At 68.8% G+C, this 16,985-nt stretch carries 14 protein-coding genes; 5 read left to right on the plus strand and 9 right to left on the minus strand.

All coding sequences use genetic code 11. From position 1 onward, the window contains the following. Nucleotides 1-706: 706 nt before the first annotated feature. A complete protein-coding gene (gene hemE / locus ABD866_RS00405) occupies nt 707-1,828 on the minus strand; it encodes a uroporphyrinogen decarboxylase (protein WP_345060083.1) in 1,122 nt (373 codons plus the stop codon). A 114-nt stretch (nt 1,829-1,942) separates the two neighbouring features. Between hemE and ABD866_RS00410 the strand changes: the two genes are divergently transcribed. Beyond that, complete coding sequence (locus tag ABD866_RS00410) at nt 1,943-2,233, plus strand: DUF6916 family protein (protein ID WP_345060085.1); 291 nt, start codon at nt 1,943-1,945, stop codon at nt 2,231-2,233. Between the two features lie 104 nt (nt 2,234-2,337). On the opposite strand, the gene ABD866_RS00415 is transcribed toward ABD866_RS00410, so the two are convergent. Beyond that, nucleotides 2,338-3,252 (minus strand): LysR substrate-binding domain-containing protein, encoded by a 915-nt coding sequence (locus ABD866_RS00415; RefSeq protein ID WP_345060087.1) that lies wholly within the window; start codon nt 3,250-3,252, stop codon nt 2,338-2,340. Between the two features lie 262 nt (nt 3,253-3,514). Between ABD866_RS00415 and ABD866_RS00420 the strand changes: the two genes are divergently transcribed. From ABD866_RS00420 to ABD866_RS00430, 3 genes are read left to right on the plus strand one after another with little or no spacing between them, the layout of a single operon-like run. Beyond that, a complete protein-coding gene (locus ABD866_RS00420; RefSeq protein ID WP_345060089.1) occupies nt 3,515-4,480 on the plus strand; it encodes a TerC family protein in 966 nt (321 codons plus the stop codon). Between the two features lie 12 nt (nt 4,481-4,492). After that, nucleotides 4,493-4,651 (plus strand): hypothetical protein, encoded by a 159-nt coding sequence (locus ABD866_RS00425; RefSeq protein WP_345060091.1) that lies wholly within the window; start codon nt 4,493-4,495, stop codon nt 4,649-4,651. A 16-nt stretch (nt 4,652-4,667) separates the two neighbouring features. After that, entirely contained in the window at nt 4,668-5,213 is a 546-nt protein-coding gene (locus ABD866_RS00430) for a DUF2062 domain-containing protein (protein WP_345060093.1), read from the plus strand. Between the two features lie 52 nt (nt 5,214-5,265). On the opposite strand, the gene ABD866_RS00435 is transcribed toward ABD866_RS00430, so the two are convergent. The 4 genes from ABD866_RS00435 to ABD866_RS00450 all read right to left on the minus strand — a co-directional run bounded on the left by ABD866_RS00435 (nt 5,266) and on the right by ABD866_RS00450 (nt 9,276). Continuing rightward, nucleotides 5,266-6,234 (minus strand): Bug family tripartite tricarboxylate transporter substrate binding protein, encoded by a 969-nt coding sequence (locus tag ABD866_RS00435; RefSeq protein ID WP_345060095.1) that lies wholly within the window; start codon nt 6,232-6,234, stop codon nt 5,266-5,268. A gap of 32 nt (nt 6,235-6,266) precedes the next feature. Beyond that, a complete protein-coding gene (locus tag ABD866_RS00440; RefSeq protein ID WP_345060097.1) occupies nt 6,267-6,533 on the minus strand; it encodes a DUF2783 domain-containing protein in 267 nt (88 codons plus the stop codon). A 19-nt stretch (nt 6,534-6,552) separates the two neighbouring features. Beyond that, complete coding sequence (locus ABD866_RS00445; RefSeq protein ID WP_345060099.1) at nt 6,553-8,208, minus strand: FAD-dependent oxidoreductase; 1,656 nt, start codon at nt 8,206-8,208, stop codon at nt 6,553-6,555. Between the two features lie 111 nt (nt 8,209-8,319). Next, a complete protein-coding gene (locus ABD866_RS00450; protein WP_345060101.1) occupies nt 8,320-9,276 on the minus strand; it encodes an MBL fold metallo-hydrolase in 957 nt (318 codons plus the stop codon). Between the two features lie 143 nt (nt 9,277-9,419). Here ABD866_RS00450 and ABD866_RS00455 point away from each other — a divergent pair, with 143 nt between their 5' ends. Continuing rightward, nucleotides 9,420-10,241 carry an IclR family transcriptional regulator gene (locus ABD866_RS00455; RefSeq protein ID WP_345060103.1) on the plus strand — a complete coding sequence of 274 codons (822 nt, stop codon included), beginning with the start codon at nt 9,420-9,422 and terminating at the stop codon, nt 10,239-10,241. Between the two features lie 21 nt (nt 10,242-10,262). Here ABD866_RS00455 and ABD866_RS00460 read toward each other — a convergent pair whose 3' ends face one another. From ABD866_RS00460 to ABD866_RS00470, 3 genes are read right to left on the minus strand one after another with little or no spacing between them, the layout of a single operon-like run. Continuing rightward, entirely contained in the window at nt 10,263-10,874 is a 612-nt protein-coding gene (locus ABD866_RS00460; protein ID WP_345060105.1) for a thioredoxin family protein, read from the minus strand. Nucleotides 10,875-10,892: 18 nt separating this feature from the next. Continuing rightward, a complete protein-coding gene (locus ABD866_RS00465) occupies nt 10,893-13,097 on the minus strand; it encodes a protein-disulfide reductase DsbD family protein (protein ID WP_345060107.1) in 2,205 nt (734 codons plus the stop codon). A 60-nt stretch (nt 13,098-13,157) separates the two neighbouring features. After that, the gene (locus ABD866_RS00470) at nt 13,158-16,982 is read right to left on the minus strand and encodes a DUF748 domain-containing protein (RefSeq protein WP_345060109.1); all 3,825 of its coding nucleotides are present in this window, start codon (nt 16,980-16,982) and stop codon (nt 13,158-13,160) included. Nucleotides 16,983-16,985: the final 3 nt, after the last annotated feature.

The following is a 16,985-nucleotide window of genomic DNA, read 5'->3' on the forward strand; positions in this document are numbered from 1 at the left end:
AGAGCGTCCCTGGCGTGACCGTGACCGCGAAGGCCGCTGTGTTCACGGTCCGGGCCCCGTGCCTGCGGGGTCTCTGGCCCTTCGTCTGGCGGCACCGGACACCGTCCGTGGCGGCGATGGCGTGCCGGGGCCTGCGCAGCGCAGGGGGCGCGACGATCCGATGTCCACCCAGGTTGTGGATAACTTTGTTGAAATCCTGTCGCAACGGCCTGCGGAGCCAAGCGCCATGCGGCCCGCCTTGGAATGCCCATGAAATGGGCAGGGGCGAAAAAGCGTTATGAATCAAGCCGCTTTGCGAAAAATGATCCCCAATCTGTGCTAGTGCCCGTGCTGCGGTGGCGCAATGCCCGCTGCGTGCATGGTGTGCATAAGTGAAGGCGGGGGCATCCGTCAAGTGCGGTGTGCGAAGAGCGCACCCCCCGATTTCGGTCGGGTTTTTGGAGTCTTTCCTGTGCTTTCCGCGGCAAGTGCTTGATTTGCCTTGGAATTTCAGGGTAATCCCAAAAAACTGTGGATAACTTTGTTGATATCCCGGGGTGAGGGCCGCTAAACCCTTGTCGCTGCGTGTTTCCCTTGCGTTGCTCAGGAAATTGGCAATGGTGCAGACGCTAATGAAATCAAGCACTTAGCGCGATTGTGACAGCCTGTGTCACACCGCGGATGCTGCGCTGCAACCTGTGCGCGCTGCACCCGAAATGTGCACAAGTCAGCCGCGCGCGCGCTGCTGGCGCGAGTATTGGTGCACGGTTTCGACCAGCGCCGCCACATGCTCGGGCGGCGTGAACTGGCTGATGCCGTGGCCCAGGTTGAAGATGTGGGTGGGGCCGGTGGTGCTGCGGTCGGTGTGGGGCGTGCCAAAGCTGTCGAGCACGGCCCGCGCCTGCGCGGCCACCTGCTCGGGTGGGGCAAACAGCACGTTGGGGTCGATGTTGCCCTGCAGCGCCTTGCCCGGGCCACCGGGCTTGCCGCCCACCAGTGCGCGGGCCTTGCCGAGGTGGGCCGTCCAGTCCAGGCCCAGCACCTCGCAGTCGAGGTCTTTCATGTCGGGAAGCCAGATGCCGCCGCCCTTGGTGAACACGATGCGCGGCACGTCCTGGCCGTCCACCCCGGTGCGCTTGAGCTGCGCGAGCACGCGCTTCGTGTAGGCGAGGCTGAAGTCCTGAAAGCAACCGTCGGCCAGCACGCCGCCCCAGCTGTCGAACACCATCACGGCCTGCGCGCCCGCGTCGATCTGGGCGTTCAGGTAGGCGGCCACGGCGTCGGCGTTCACGGCCAGGATGCGGTGCATCAGGTCGGGGCGCGCGTACATCAGGCTCTTGACGAGGCGGTAGTCGTCGCTGCCCTTGCCTTCGACCATGTAGCAGGCCAGCGTCCAGGGGCTGCCCGAGAAGCCGATCAGGGGCACGCGGCCGTTCAGCGCGCGGCGGATGCTGGTGACCGCGTCGAACACGTAGCGCAGCGTGTCCATGTCGGGCACGGCCAGGCGCGCCACGGCGGCTTCGTCGCGCACCACCTGGGCAAAACGCGGGCCTTCGCCTTCGGCAAACGACAGGCCCAGGCCCATGGCGTCGGGCACGGTCAGGATGTCAGAAAACAGAATGGCCGCGTCGAGCGGAAAGCGCTCGAGCGGCTGCAGCGTGACCTCGGTGGCGTATTCCACATGGGTGGCCAGCCCCATGAAGCTGCCTGCCTTGGCGCGTGTGGCCTTGTACTCCGGCAGGTAGCGGCCCGCCTGGCGCATGAGCCACAGCGGCGTGTAGTCGGTGGCCTGGCGGCGGCAGGCGCGCAAGAAGGTGTCGTTCTGCAGGGGGGCGAAGGTCGTGTGCATGCCCGCCATTGTCGCAGGGGGCGCCCCGGAGCCTGGGGCGCCTGCCCGCGCATGGCATGATTTCGGGCAGCAGGTGCGACCGGCGCGCGTGCCCATCCTTGGTGGACCTGATTTGTGAAACTGCTGACCCTTGAGGACTTTGCGCCCCACGTGAACGAAACGTTCACGGTGCGGCTCAACGATGGCGACCTGGACTTCGTGCTCCAGCGCGTCGAAACCTATCCTTACGCCGCGCCCATCGGCGACCGGGCGCCGTTTTCGCTGTTCTTCCACCACCAGGCCGTGCTGGTGATTCCGCAGCAGACGTACCCGTTCCGCCATCCCCGTCTGGGGAACTTCGACATGTTCGTGGTGCCCGTGGCCCGTGACGCGCAGGGCTTCATCTACCAAGCTGTCTTCAATTGAGCGCCTGTCGGTCGCAGCGATGTTTGTGAGTAAATTGCGGGCTTGTGCTTTTCCAGGCTCAATAGGTTGCTATCAATTGTGTAGCGATTGAGGTCTTGGGCAGTTCACGCGTCCTGGCTGGCCATCAGCAGCCCCGGGCCGTCTGCCGCCAGCAGGCGCTGCAGCAGCGGATGCATGACCTTGCGGGCGCTGTAGATCAGGTGGAATTCCTCGTGCACGTCGGGGCTCTGGCCGATCGGCGCCAGGCCATAGGTGCGCTGCAAATGCGTGCCGAGCGCACTGGGTGCGGGCATGACGCCCATGCCCGCTGCGGCAAAGGTGCTGAGCAGTGCGCTGTCTTCAAACTCCCCGGCAATGCGTGGACGGATGCGCTCGCGCTCCAGCCAATGGTCGATGCGCTCACGCAGCGCGGCATGGGCCGTGGGCAGTAGGACAGGCACTTCGGTCAGGGTCTGCGGAAAGCGTGGGGCTGCCTGCGCAGCCCAGCTGGCCGGCGCGAACCAGGTCACGGGGCTGCTGGCCAGCAACTGGCTGGTGGTGCGCAGGGCCGGATTGGGTGCCGCCTGGCGATCGGCCAGCACGGCGTCGAGCTTGTGCAGCGCCAGTTCGCCCAGCAGCGGCTGAAACTCGCCCTCGTGGCACAGCAGACGCAGGTGGGGTTCGTTCAGCACGGGCGTGAGCAGCCGGTGCACGGCCAGCTTGGCGATCCCGTCCGAAATGCCCAGATTGAGCCGCAGCGTCGGGCCGCTGGCCGCCTCGCGCACGCGGTGGGGCAACTGCTCGCCCAGCGCAAAGATGTGGTCGGCCTCGTGCATGGCGGCCACGCCCGCTTCGGTGAGCACCAGGTTGCGCCCCTCGCTGCGCAGCAGGGTGACGCCCAGGGCTTTTTCCAGGTCGCGCACCTGGGCGCTGATGGTTTGCACCGCCATGTCCAGCCGCTCGGCTGCACGGGCCACGCCGCCCTCCTTGGCCACCACCCAGAAGTAATAGAGATGCCGGTAGTTGAAGGTCTGGCTCATGGGGTGTGCGCTCGGGTTGCGCCCCGCCGTGCAGGGTCGAAACAAGGGTTGAAGTGGCGATGGTTCGGAAAAACCGAAACCATCATACGAAGAAGGTGCGTTTTTTGCGGGAACTCACCTCACTACAGTCGCGCAATTCCCTATTTCCCGAGTGATCTTCATGTTTTTGCCTTTGTTACCGACGCGACACTATCGGGTTGTCGTGAACAACGTGGCCGGTGCGACCGGCTTTTCTTTTTCGTATCTAGGGGGGGTCTGAGCCATGGAAACCATTGGTACCTGGTGGATGTGGGCGGGTTTTGCCGTCTTTGTGGTCGTGGCGATTGCCGTCGATCTGCTGGTGATGGAGCGTCAGGGCGCGCACAAGGTCACCATGAAGGAGGCCCTGAACTGGAGCCTGTTGTGGTTCTCGCTGGCGTTTGTGTTTGTGGGCTGGCTTTGGTGGTATCTGGACGGTAGCCAGGGGCGTGAGGTCGCCAACACGGTGTCCATGCAGTTCATCACCGGCTATCTGGTCGAAAAGAGCCTGTCGGTGGACAACATCTTCGTGTTCCTGATGCTCTTCACATACTTTGCCGTGCCGGCAGAGTTCCAGAAGCGTGCCCTGATCATCGGCATCATCGGGGCCATCGTGCTGCGCACGGTGCTGATCCTGATCGGTGCCTGGCTGCTCGCCACCTTCCACTGGCTGCTGTATGTCTTTGGCGCGTTCCTGGTGATCACCGGCGCCAAGATGTGGTTTGCCGCAGGCCAGGAGGCGGATATCGCCACCAACCCGGTGCTCAAGTTCCTGAAAAAGCGCATCCGCATTGCAGACCGCTTTGACGGCGAGAAGCTCACCACCACCATCAACGGCGTGAAGCACTACACCCCGCTGTTCGTGGTGCTGATCCTGATCGGTACGACCGACATCATCTTCGCGGTGGACAGCATTCCGGCGATCTTCGCGATCACCAGCGACCCCTTCATCGTGCTCACAGCCAACGTGTTCGCCATCCTGGGCCTGCGCGCGCTGTACTTCCTGCTGGCCGACCTGGCCAGCCGCTTCCACCTGCTGGCTTACGGCCTGGCGCTCGTGCTGGTGTTCATTGGCGCGAAGATGCTGATGATCGACTTCTACAAGATCCCGATCGGCTACGCGCTGCTCGTGACGGCCACGCTGATTGCCGGCTCGATCGTGGCCTCGCTGTGGAGCACCAGCGGCCGTGCGCGCAGCTCGGACGCTTGACGGAGACACGCTATGGACTTGCTGGATGCTGTGATGCTGTGCCTGCTGGTGACCTTGGCGGTCACCACCGCAGTGGCCTGGCGCTCCGGAAACGAGCGCCGCGACGTCAACCTGCTGGCCGTGCTCACCGCGCTGTGGGGCGCGGGCACGGCGGCGGCTCTCGGTTGGTAAGCGAGCAAGGATCGCCATGACCGGACTGGCTGCCCTGCGGCGCTGGCTGCGCCGCCTGGAACCGCGTGTGCACGAACACTTGGAGCGGTCGTGGCTGGCCGGGGCCAAGCCCTGGCTGGAGAGCCGCCAGCTCTTTCGCTTTCAGCGCCAGCCGCTGGCCAAGGGCGTGGCGGTGGGTCTGTTCTGCGGGCTGATTCCGGGCCCGTTGCAGCTGCCCAGCACGCTGATGGTGTGCGCCTGCATCCGCGCCAACCTGGTGGCCGGGGGCGTGGCCACTTTCTACACCAATCCCATCACCACCTTGCCGCTGTACGCGCTGGCATTTCAGTTGGGCGCTCTGGTGATTCCCGGGCCCCAGGTGCTGCCCGCGTGGGACGGTGCGGGTGAGGGCGTGGCCGCGATGACCGATTGGGTGCAGGCCCTGGGCTGGCCGCTGCTGGTGGGCCTACCCACGCTCGGCCTGTTGCTTGCGGTGGTGGGTTTCGTGGCCGTGCACGCCCTGTGGCTGTTGCCCGCCGTGCAGCGCGGCCGCCGCTGGCAGCGCATGCGCTGCAGCCAGTGACGCCTTCGGCCAGATGCCGCCCCTGTGGGGGTGGCATGCGGCCAGGGTCAGGTCAGTCGAGCTTCACGCCCACGGCCGTGATCACGCGGCCCCATTTCTCGCGCTCTGATTTCGCAAAGCGCGCCATGTCGGCCGGTGTGCCTGGCATGGGCTCCACGCCCAGCGCCTGCAGACGGGCCTTGGTGCGCGTGTCGCCCAAGGCAGTCTGCAGCGCGCGGCTGAAGCTGCTCACCGTCTCGGCCGAACTGGCCGCAGGCACCACCAAGCCCTGCCAGGCATAGCCTTCAAAGCCCTTCAGGCCTTGCTCTGCCACGGTGGGTACCTCTGCCATGGTGGGCACGCGCTGGGCGCTGGCCACGGCGATCGCACGCACCTTCTGGCTGTTGATGAACGGATAGGCGGTCGCGCTGTCGATCCACATGGCCGCGACCTGCCCGCCGATCACGTCCTGCACCGCCGGGGCCGCGCCGCGGTAGGGCACATGCGTGAGCTTGAGCCCGCTGTGCTCGCGGAACAGCTCGCCCACGAGATGGTGCGGGCTTCCCGGGCCCGCCGAGGCCCAGTTCACCCCCTCGGGCTGGCTTTTGGCCCAGGCGATGAACTCCTGGAGGTTTTTGGCTGGCACCTTGTTCGAGACGACCAGGAACATCGGAAACCGCACCAGCAGGCCCACAGGCTGGAAGTCGCGTTCGGCGTTGTAAGTGAGCTTGCTGAACAGGAACGGGTTGGCTGCGAGCGTAGCAAAGTCGGCTGAGAACATGATGTTCCCCAGGTCCCGCGAGCGCGCTGTGTACTCGGCGGCAATGTTGGTGCCTGCCCCCGGCTTGTTGTTCACCACAATCGGCCGGCCCAGCGTGGCCGACATGGACTCGGCGATGGTGCGGGCCACGATGTCCGAGCCGCCCCCGGCGGCGTAGCCGACCACCCATTCGAGCGGGCGCGGGTCCTGGGCCGAGGCCCAAGGCGTGGCAGTGGCCAGCACAAGGCCGGCAAGGGTGGCGAGGAAGTGCTTGCGTTGCATGGTGGCTGTCTCCTGGTGGTTGTAAAGCGCGCTTACGCGTCTGTATGCGAAGGCATCACAGGCGTGATGGCCTGTCGTTCGGGCGGGGTATCGGCCAGCGCGGCCGGGGCCACGTCGCCGCGCGCGGTGCGCAGCGCCTGCAGCAGCACGTCCTGAGCGCCAATGTGGTTGGCCAGCAGCAGGATCAGCCGCGCGTTGAGCGCATGGCTCTGTTCTGCCGACAGGCCGTGGTGCGTGGCGATCAGGGCTTCGTAGAAGTCGTCGCAGGCTTCGAGGTGGGGGGCGGTGATCAGGGGCATGGGATGTCTCCGGGCGGGGTCATCGATAGAGGGCCGAGCCCGCTGTGGCACTGGACAGCGCGGCGCGTACGTCGCTGGCGGTGGGCTGGCGCCAGCGCGCACACACGTGCTGGTCTGGGCGGATCAGATACGCCGTACCCGGGCGCGCATCGAGGCGCTGGGCCAGCAGACCGCTTGCGTCCTGCAGGTCGATTCCCACCCGCAGTACCTGCAGGTGTGGCAAGGTTTCACAACCGGCGGGTGCGTCGCCAAATACCAGCAGCGTGAACGCAGGGCCAAGCTGGCGCAGCAACCATCCGTTCTGGCCCTGTGCCGTGACGGGGGCGTCGGTGAGCACCGCCCCTGGCACCTGGGTGCCAGCAAATGCATCGCGGTCCGGCGTGTTGAGCGGCGAGTTGTGCAGCGTGGCAGGCACCGACAGCCGACCGCTGTTGACGATGTGCCGCGCAAACGCGTGCTCGCGCGCCAGGTCGAGTGCGGCGTCGCGGAACAGCCGGCTGATCGGGCTCTTGGGCGTGATGAAGTCGGTCGCGCGCGTGGAGTTGCGAATGTTCTCGTCGGCTGCGTATTCGCGCTCAGGGCCGTAGCTGGCCAACAGACGTTCGTCGGCGTGGCCGCGCAGCACCCAATCGAGCTTCCAGGCCAGGTTCTCGGCGTCCTGCACGCCGCTGTTGGCGCCCCGGGCCCCGAAGGGCGACACGCCATGCGCAGCGTCGCCCGCAAACACCACGCGGCCCTGCACGAAGCGGTCCATGCGCAGGCAGGCGAAGGTGTAGACGCTCGCCCATTCGAGCTCGAATTGCGCGTCGCGCCCGAGCAGTGCGCGCACGCGCGGCAGGATGTTCTCGGGCTTCTTTTCCTCTTCGGGGTCGGCGTCCCAGCCGAGCTGGAAATCGATGCGCCAGACGTTGTCAGGCTGCATGTGCAGCAGCACGCTCTGGCCCGGATGGAAGGGAGGGTCGAACCAGAACCAGCGCTCGGCCGGAAAATCGGCCTGCATCTTCACGTCGGCGATCAGGAAGCGGTCGCGGAAGATCCGGCCCTTGCTTTCAAGTCCCAGCATGCCGCGCAGCGGCGAGCGGGCGCCGTCGCAGGCCAGCAGCCAAGCGGCATCCAGGCGGTAGGCGCCCTCGGGCGTTTGCACCGTCAGCTCGGCCCCGTCACTGCGCAGGGCCACCGCCGTCACCTGATGCTGCCACCGCAGGTCGATCAGCGGCAACTGCAGCGCGCGCTCGACCAGGTAGGCCTCGGCGTAGTACTGCTGCAGGTTGATGAAGGCCGGGCGCTCGTGGCCCGCTTCGGGCAGCAGGTCGAACTGGTAGACCTGCTCGTTGCCGAAGAACACCTTGCCCAGGTTCCATGACACGCCCTTGTCCACCATCGGCTGGCCCACGCCCAGGCGGTCCCAGATCTCTAGCGTGCGTTTGGCAAAGCAGATGGCGCGCGAGCCGATGGACAGGCGGCAGTCGTTGTCGAGCACCACCACGGGTTGGCCGCGCTGGGCCAGGTCGATGGCCAGCGACAGACCCACCGGGCCTGCGCCCACGACCACGATGGGGTGGCGTGCGGGGGGGCTGGTGTCCTGGTCGGGCGAGCGGCGGTACGGGAACTGCAGCGCCTGCACCTCGGCGCCGGAGCCGCGCAGGGCATCGGGGGGGATGTCATGGGGGGTCATCGGGCTACTTCCTGGGATCAAGGGTCTGGGTACGGTGAAGACGCGCACAGCCCTGCCTGCGCGGCGAAACAGCGCAGGCATACCAGTGCGTGGGGGCTGGGCGCCGGGGGATCAGCCTTCGAGGGCTTCCCACATCTGGCGGTCGCGTTCGGCCGTCCAGATGCGCGGGTCGGGGAACGTGGTGGCCTCGTCGTAGGCCCGTGTCACGTCAAAGGGCATGCAGTGATTGAAGATGACCCAGTGGCCGTAGCGCGGTTGCAGGCGGGCAAAGGTGGCCTCGTACACCGTGCGGAGGTCTTCTCCGCGGGCCGCGCCGGCCTTGACGCTCTCGTAGAGGTCTTGCACGAAGGCGCGCGTGCCGGCCAGCCCCGCCTGCACCTGTGCGGGCGTCTGCAGCGCGGCCCCGCGGCCGGGCACAAGCTTTTCGGGCTGCAGCGCTGCGATAGCGTCCAGCGTCTGTGGCCAGTCCTGGAAGTAGGCATCTCCGGCATAGGGGGTGGCGTCGAACTCCACCAGGTCGCCAGAGAACAGGATTTTTTCCTGGGGGAGCCAGGCCACGGTGTCGCCCTTGGTGTGGCCACGGCCCAGTTGCAACAGCTGCACCTCCAGCGATCCGAGCCACAGGGTCATCTTGCCGCGGAAGGTCATGGTCGGCCACGTGAGCCCAGCCGGCACGCTTTCGACATTGCGGAACAGCCGTGGGAAGCGGCCGATCTCGCTGGCCTTGTCCTGTTCCCCGCGCTCCACGATCAGGTCGCGCGTGTCCTCGCTGGCGATCACGTGCTCGGCCCCGTACGCACTGGCGCCCAGCACACGCACCGCGTGGTAGTGCGACAGCAGCACGTAGCGAATGGGCTTGTCGGTGACTTCGCGGATGCGGCGGATCACGTCCTGCGCCATCACGGGCGTGGCCTGCGTGTCGATGACCATCACGGCATCGTCGCCAATGATGATGCCGGTGTTCGGGTCGCCCTCGGCGGTATACGCGTAGGCGTGTTCGGACAGGCGGTCAAAGCTCACGCGCTTTTCTTCGAGGTCGGCGGCCGAGGCAAAGGTCTTGGGGTTCATGAAATTTGTAATGGCTGAATGCATTAACGAATGTGCAATGCTTTGATGGTACGCAATGCATTTGTTAATGTCTAACGCATTCGTCTAAGTAAAAACCCGAGGTGACGGCCAGGGGGCTGTCCGACAACCGCGACAATCGCCGCATGGCGTCTGTTCCTCCCGATCCGCATTCCGAGCCCGATGACTCCTCTGCCGACGAGCTGCCCACGCGCGGCCCGCGCGGCATCCAGAGCGTGGAGGTCGGGGGGCAATTGCTGCGCGTGCTCGGCCGCACGGGGCGGCGCATGGCGCTCAAGGACCTGGCCGGCGCTGCTGGCATGACGGCCGCCAAGGCCCACCCCTACCTGGTGAGCTTCGGCAAGCTCGGCTTGGTTGAGCAGGATGCAGTGAGTGGTCACTACGGCCTTGGGCCTTTGGCCATGCAGCTGGGTCTGATCAGCTTGCAGCAGGTGGACCCGGTTCGTCTGGCAATTGCCGAATTGCCCGGTCTGGCCCAGCGCCTGGGCCATACGGTCTCAGCCGCCGTCTGGGGCGACGGGGCGCCGGTGATCATCCGCATCGAAGAGGGGCCGCAACCGGTTTACGTGGCCATGCGACACGGCAGTACCGCATCGGTCCGCCACACGGCCACGGGCAAGGTGTTTGCGGCCTTCGGGCCGCGTGCCCAGATCGAGGCCGCGTTGGCCGCCGAAGGGCATGGCGGTGCGCTCGACCTGCCGGCCTTTGCGGCCGAACTGGCCTCGGTGCGCCTGCACCAGCTCAGCGAGGTGCGCGACGAACTCGTGCCCGGTGTGAGTGCACTGGCCACTCCGGTGTTCGACGGCTTTGGCCGCCTTGTGCTGTGCCTGGCGGCCATCGGCCCGAGCGCCACGTTGCAGACCGGCCCGCGCAGTGCGCTGGCGCACATGCTGGTGGATGCCGGCCGTACCCTGTCCGAGCGCCTGGGTGCACCGGTGTCGCGCTGAGTACCTGCTCTGCGACCGGACTCAGCCTGCGTTCTTGTATTTGATGCTGCAGCCGTAGGGCGCGGTGCTGGCCGGGCTGATCGGCTGCCCCGCCAGCGCCTGCTCGAGTCCGGTGCGTACGTAGTTGGTGGCGCGCTCGATGTCGGCCGGCCGTGCCGATGGAATGCTGTCGATCGCGCCTGCATAGGCCAGCACGCCCTGGGGGTTGACGATGTACAGGTGCGGTGTGGTGCGCGCACCATAGGCACGGCCCACGGTGCCTTCCTCGTCCATGAGCACGGCTGTCGCACCGGCCTTGCGCTCCTGCATCCAGGCTTGCAGCCGCGCGGGCGGCAGGTAGTCGCTGCTGGCCTTCTCGGTGGAGTTGATGGCCAGCCAGACCACGCCTTTGGCAGTGGCGTCTTTCTGGGTGGCCGGAAGGTTGCCGCCGTCGTAGTGCTTGCGCACGAAAGGGCAACCAGGGTTGGTCCACTCCAGCACCACATGCTTGCCCCGGAAGTCCGACAGCCGCACGCTGCGGCCGCTCGTGTCGGTGAGCGTGAAGTCTGGAGCCGCTTGCCCCACGGTGGGAGCGGCGAAGGCAGCGATAGGGCCCAGCACCAGGGCGCTGGCGATCAGGGTGCGACGAAGCATGGCAGGGTCTCCGGTGGGTCAGCGGGCGGTGACTGCAGCGCGGACTTCGTCCACGCCCAGCACCTCGGACAACACCACGGGCGCTTGCCCGGGGCGCTGGAACACATACACGGGCACGCCGTTGCGCCCCAGCGCGGCCAGCGCAGCGGTGATGGCGGGGTCGCGGCGCGTCCAGTCGGCGCGCAGCAGCGCGACGTTGGCCTCGCGGAAGGTGGCCATCACCCGCTCGTCGGCCAGCGTGGTCTTCTTGTTGTATTGGCAGGTCACGCACCAGGCCGCAGTGAAGTCGATGAACACGGGCTGCCCGGCCGCCAGCAGCGCTTCCGGTCGACCGGGGGTCCAGGGCGTCCAGGTGGCGGCGGGCAGCGTGCCCTCGGCCGCCACCGCCGGGGTGGGGGCAGTGGCCTCGGCAGGCCGCACGATCTGAGCACCGAGACCACCGGCCAGCACGCCCAGAAGCGCGAGCAGCGCCAGCGATCCGATCAGCCAGCGGGTGCGCCCGGCCAGCGTCAGCGCCCACACCAGCATGGCCACGGCCACCAGCAGGGCCAGCAGCGCGCCCGCGCCGTCGATGCCGCTTTGCTGCCCCAGCACCCACACCAGCCAGACCACGGTGGCAAACATCGGAAAGGCCATAGCCCGGCGCAGCACGTCCATCCACGCGCCGGGGCGGGGCAGGGCGTTGGCCACGGCGGGTACCCAACTGGCCAGCAGGTAGGGCAGGGCCAGACCCAGCCCGAGCGCACCGAACACGGCCAGCGCCTGCACCGCGGGCAGCGTGGCCGCCAGGCCCAGCGATGCCCCCATGAACGGTGCCGTACAGGGCGAGGCCACGGCCACGGCCAGCACGCCGGTGAGGAAGGAATCGGCCACCGGGTGCCGGGCCTGCAGGCTGGCCACCGACGACGGCAGCACGTGGCCGAATTCGAACACGCCAGCGAGGTTGAGTCCGATCACGGTGAACAGCACGGCCAGTGCCGCCACCACGGCGGGCGACTGCAGCTGGAAGCCCCAGCCCACGGCCTCGCCCGCTGCGCGCAGGGCCAGCAGCAGCGCGCCCAGCGCCAGGAACGACACCACCACCCCGGCGGTGTACGCCAGTCCACCCAGCCGCCGCGCTCGGGGGGCATGGGCATGCTGCGCAAAACCCACCAGCTTGATGGCCAGCACCGGAAACACGCAGGGCATGAGGTTGAGGATCAGGCCGCCGAGCAATGCCCCGGCCAGCGCCACCCACAGGCTGGCGCTGCTGGCCGCCGTCTGGGCCATGGCGGCCTGGGCCGCGTTGGCCCGCAGCGCTTCTTCCAGTGCCGGTGAAATCGTGGCCGCCGCGGCCATCGGCGGCCAGCCGCCCTGCACGGGCAGTTCGGCGCGCAGGCCTTGGCCCTGAAGCGCCAGCACCACGGGCAGGGGCTCCGGTGCCGCGCTGCGCTGGGCCGACAGCGGCAGCGTGGCGGTCCAGACCCCGTCTTTCCAGCCCTGCGTGGGTGTTGCCGCGGTTTCGATCACCCCGGCGGTTTCGGCAAACAGCTCCAGCGTCTGGCCGCGCCAGGCTGCCGGAAGGCCCGGCACCGTCAGGGCGAGGGTACTGCCGTTGTCCACGCGGGCTTCCAGCCCGTCGGCGCTGTGTGCCTTGGGCGCAGCCGCCCAGGCGGCTTCAAAGGCGGCCGCGTGCAGCGCCGTCGATCCCTGCACCGGCAAGGACAGGGCGAACTCCCCCTCCTCGGGGATGCACTCCTTGCGGCACACCAGCCACGAGGCGCGCAGGCGGATGGGCAGTTCCCGCGCGAGCGGCCCGGGCGAGAAGCCGCTGGCCACCGTGACCGGCACCGGCAGCAGCACCGTGCCCTCGTAGCCGTAGTTCATGAGAGAGCCGATCGGGAACCGCTTGGGCACGGGCCAGGCGATGTCGCCCGCGTCCAGCCCGGCGGGCAGTGCCCATTCGAGCACGATGGGCAGGCCCGAGTCGCCCGGGTTCTTCCAGTAGGTGTGCCATTCCGGCTGGTGCGTGATCTGCAGGCCCAGCCACAGCGGCTGGCCCGGCCCCACGCCCTGCGGCGCAAGGGCCACCAGCTCGGCCCGCACATACGGGGTGCTGACCACGGCCGAAGGCGTGCCCTGGCCGCTGCGGGGCAGCAGCTGGGCGCCAGCGCCCGGGGCGGTCAGCAGGGCGGCAAGACACAGGAGGGACAGCAGCCAGGGCTGCAGCAGGCGCTTGAACATGGTGCGGTGGTGGAGCCGTGGCGCGGGCAGATGGTTCCGCCTCCAAGCGCCCCGGGCCCGTCATTGTGTCGCCACCGACAGTTCGGCGCGCGGGCTGCCTTCAGATGCCCCGTCCACCGCCCGGGGTGCTGCAACAAAGATGCGCTCGTCGGCCAGGCCGCGCTCGACCAGCAGCTGGCGCACGGCCTGGGCGCGCTGGGAGGCCAGCTCGCGCAGTGCGGCATCGTCCACGCGGTCTTGCGTGCGCAGCAGGGTTTCCATGTCGGCGTCCGGCAGTTCCTTGGGCAGGCCCAGCAGGGTGCGCGGTTTGGGCACGTCGCTGCGCAGGTACAGCGCCCGCAGCAGCGCACTGCGTTCGGCCGCCTGCACCGGGCTGTCGTCTTGCGGGTTCTGGCGGCGTTTTTCCTGCAGCAGGCGGCGCTCCAGCCGCGCATGCTGCAGGGCATCGCGTTCGGCCTGTGCCAGGGCAACGCCCGTCACGGTGAGCTGCACCTGGGGCCGCTGCGCCAGGGCCTCGGCCATGCCGCGGACCTGCTCGCGTGCCGCATCGGTGGGTTGGGCGCTGCCAGGGGCAAACACCACCACGCCCGAGCTGGTGTCGCCACCCGACGCGCCGCCCATCAGCAGGCTGAACGGCGCCGTCAGTGCCTTGCGCAGCACGCTCCCCAGCAGCCGTGCGACCACCGGGCCAATGCTGAATTCCGGGTCCTTGAGCGACCCGCTCACCGGCAGCTCGATGTCGATGACGCCGTTGCGGTCTGCCAATAGCGCCGCCGCCAGCCGCACCGGCAGGCTCGCCGGTGCGCCGGCCACGGGCTCGCCGAACGTCAGCTGGCGCAGTACCAGCTTGTTGCGCGCGCGCAGTTCACCGCTGGGCAGCACCTCGTAGGCCACGTCCAGGCTCAGCTTGCCGCGTTCGATGCCATGGCCCGCGTACTTCACGCTGTACGGGCTGAGGGGCGGCAGCTCCAGGTCGCGCATGCGGCCGCGGATGTCCAGCACCATCGGGTCGGCCAGCGGCATCAGCTGGCCGGTGACTTCCAGCGAGGCAGTGCCCTCGGCGCGGCCCCGCAGTTCCAGCTCGGCCGGGGGCAGTGTGCCCGTGTTGTCGAACGCCCCCAGCCGCCCCGTCAGGCCCGTGAGTTCGGCCGCGTACGCCGGGCGTATGTAGTCGTCGGAAAAGCGCACATGCCCCTGCACCAGGCTCACGGGGCCGAACGACAGGGCTACGGCCGGTGGCGGTGCGGCCGCTCCGGGCACCGGGCCCGATGCCGGGACAGAGGCCGCGCTGGCCGCCAGAGGCGCACCCGGGGTGGCTGCGCTGTCGGTGGGCGCTGGCGGCCCGTCGCGCGGTGCCTGGCGCAGCTGCGCAAGGTTGAGCTGCCCTTGCTCGTTGATGGCCACCCGCGCGTAGAAGTTGCTGAGCGTGGTGGCCCGCACCGACAGCTGGGGCACCGCGCCCGGCGTCTGCTGCCAGCGCAGGCCCTGCAGGTTCAGGCTGTTCCAGGCCAGCAGGTCGTCGCCCACTTCCTCGGCCGTCCGGGTGGAAAACACCTGCGTGGTGCGGGCGCGCAGCTTGTCGATCAGCAGGTCTCCGCTGACCGTGGCGTCCAGCCCCTGCGGGCGCAGGGCCATGGCCACATCCCCTGCAAAGCCGCCCTCGGCGCGCTCCAGTTGCAGCGCCAGGTGCTGGGCCAGGTAGCCGTCCAGGGCCTGCAGGGGCCATTGGCGTGCCTCCACGCGCCCGGCCAGGGCCCAGTGCGGCACCAGGGCCAGCGTGCCGTCGTAGCTCAGACGCCCGGCAGCGGCGTCGCCGTAGGCCACGCGCGTGACCAGGCGCACTGCGGCGGGGGTGGGGTTGTGCGAATCCAGTGCGCCCGCGGCCAGTTGCAGGTCGGTCAGTTGCAGCGCGACGGGGCGCACCGCCGCAGCGTCGCGCAGGGCGAAGCGGCCTTTGGCCATTTCAAGCCGCGCCACGCGCCACTGCCAGGCAGGGGAGGTGGCGGTGGCCGCGGTCTGAGCGCTGCTCACAGGGGCCGAAGCGGCCGACGCCGCCCCAGGGGCGCCCTGTGCGTCGGGCGCGGCGGCTGTGGGGGGCACGGCGTTTGCGCCGGTGCCGCTGTGGCGCCACCACCGTTCGGCCATCCATCGGCCCTGGGCATCGCGCTCGGCCTGCAGTTGCGGGGCCTGCAAGGCGATGCGCTCTACCGACAGCGTGCGCGCGGCACCGTCGGCGCGCAGGCCTTCGATGTCCAGCCGCCCCAGGCCGACAGCGGTGCGGCCCGCATGTTCGAACGCCAGGTCTTGCACCACCAGCGGCGCTGCCGTGAGCACCCAGCCCACTGAAGCCGGCTCGTTCGACGCAGAAGGGGCTGTGGTGGGCGCGCTGGCTCCGGGCGCCGGTGGCGCTGGCGTAGCGCTGCCGGTGGCGGCCGCATCGCGCCATTGCAGGCCCACGGTGCCGCCAATCCGCCCGCTCCAGCGGCCGTCGAACCAGTGGGCCAGATAGGGCTGGGCTTGGGCAAGGCCTACGTCCTGCAAGCTGGCCTGCAGTTCCAGCGCTTGCGGCTGGCCCTGGCCCTGGAGCTGCACACGGCCTTGCGGCAGGGTGGCGCTGGCCTCCAGGGTGGCGCGGCTGCGGCCCTGGCTGTCGGCATCGCGCAGGTGCAGCGCCACATCGCGCAGCAACAGGCTGGCCGCAGGGTCTACCGACTCGTCGCGCCAGTGCACCGTGCCTCCGGCCATGCGCGCATCGCGCACCGCCACCTGCCAGGCGCTGCGCGCGGTGGTGGCGGCGGCGGGCGGGTTGGCGGCTGTGGGGCCGCCGGGCGCTGGTAGGCCGACCCACTGGCCCTGCGCGTTGCGGTGCAGATGCAGCACCGGGGCTGTCCATTCCAGGCTGCCGATGCGGGCCTGGGCTTCCAGGGGGCGCAGGTCTTCAAAGGCCAAGGTCAGACGTTCGTGCGAGAGCAGCGGCGCACCGTCGCGCGTGCGCAGGTCGAGGCCGTGCACTTGCAGCGTGCCCTGCAACTGCAGCAGCGGGGGCGTGCGGTCTTCAAAAGTGAGGGTGAGGTCGGCGTCCAGCCGCGCGGCCTGGGGCCGAACGGGCAAGGTGGCTGGCCAGTAGGCCAGGTAGGGGGCCAGGTCCACCCCGTCCCAGCGGATGCGGGCCTCGGTGCGCTGCTGCGGCGCAAAGGGTTGGGCCTGTGCGGCTGTGTCGAAGCGGCTGCCATCGAGCGTGAAGGCCAGGCGGGGCGCAATGCGCACCTCGCGTGCGGCACCCAGGGTGCTCACAAAGGGCAGTTGCACGGTCAGGTCTTCCACCGTGTGCGTCTGCTGCACGGCCGCGTCGGCAAAGCGCACACTGCCGCCGCGCAGCGCGAGGTTGTAGAGCGCAAAGCGCGCCGGGCCGCTGCTTGGCGGGGTGGCGGGCGCCAGCCAGCGGTCCAGCAGGTCGTCCACGTCGTAATGCCCCTCGCCCCGGTGGCGCAGCACCAGGGCGGGGTGGTCGATGTCGAGGCTGTCGATCACCGGGGCCCACAGCAGCAGGGAGCGCGCGGCGGCATTCACGGCCACGCGGTCTATGGCCAGTTGCGGTGTGCCGGTCTCGGCCTGGCCCTGGGCGTGGGCCACGCGCACGTCTTGCAGCACCAGCGTGAGCGACCAGGGGCGCAGCGACAGGCTGCCAATGTGCACCGTGCGCCCGAGTGCGCCGGATGCCACGCGCTCCAGCGGCGCACGCGCCAACGGGGCCAGTAGCCACAGCAGCGCCCACAGCGCGAGCACGGACGCGGCCGTGCGCAGCAGCCAGCGGCGTGCCGCCAGGCCGCGCGGGGTACGCCAGCGCGCGGGCCAGAGGCGATCCCACCGGGAGACAAAACTCAACAT

It is taken from the genome of Acidovorax lacteus (assembly GCF_039540375.1).
Classification (GTDB): domain Bacteria; phylum Pseudomonadota; class Gammaproteobacteria; order Burkholderiales; family Burkholderiaceae_C; genus Acidovorax_G; species Acidovorax_G lacteus.

Coding starts and splice junctions, on each gene's coding strand:
- hemE (WP_345060083.1), bottom strand. CDS start 1,828: ATGCACACGACCTTCGCCCCCCTGCAGAACGACACCTTCTTGCGCGCC.
- ABD866_RS00415 (WP_345060087.1), bottom strand. CDS start 3,252: ATGAGCCAGACCTTCAACTACCGGCATCTCTATTACTTCTGGGTGGTG.
- ABD866_RS00420 (WP_345060089.1), top strand. CDS start 3,515: ATGGAAACCATTGGTACCTGGTGGATGTGGGCGGGTTTTGCCGTCTTT.
- ABD866_RS00425 (WP_345060091.1), top strand. CDS start 4,493: ATGGACTTGCTGGATGCTGTGATGCTGTGCCTGCTGGTGACCTTGGCG.
- ABD866_RS00430 (WP_345060093.1), top strand. CDS start 4,668: ATGACCGGACTGGCTGCCCTGCGGCGCTGGCTGCGCCGCCTGGAACCG.
- ABD866_RS00435 (WP_345060095.1), bottom strand. CDS start 6,234: ATGCAACGCAAGCACTTCCTCGCCACCCTTGCCGGCCTTGTGCTGGCC.
- ABD866_RS00440 (WP_345060097.1), bottom strand. CDS start 6,533: ATGCCCCTGATCACCGCCCCCCACCTCGAAGCCTGCGACGACTTCTAC.
- ABD866_RS00445 (WP_345060099.1), bottom strand. CDS start 8,208: ATGACCCCCCATGACATCCCCCCCGATGCCCTGCGCGGCTCCGGCGCC.
- ABD866_RS00450 (WP_345060101.1), bottom strand. CDS start 9,276: ATGAACCCCAAGACCTTTGCCTCGGCCGCCGACCTCGAAGAAAAGCGC.
- ABD866_RS00455 (WP_345060103.1), top strand. CDS start 9,420: ATGGCGTCTGTTCCTCCCGATCCGCATTCCGAGCCCGATGACTCCTCT.
- ABD866_RS00460 (WP_345060105.1), bottom strand. CDS start 10,874: ATGCTTCGTCGCACCCTGATCGCCAGCGCCCTGGTGCTGGGCCCTATC.
- ABD866_RS00465 (WP_345060107.1), bottom strand. CDS start 13,097: ATGTTCAAGCGCCTGCTGCAGCCCTGGCTGCTGTCCCTCCTGTGTCTT.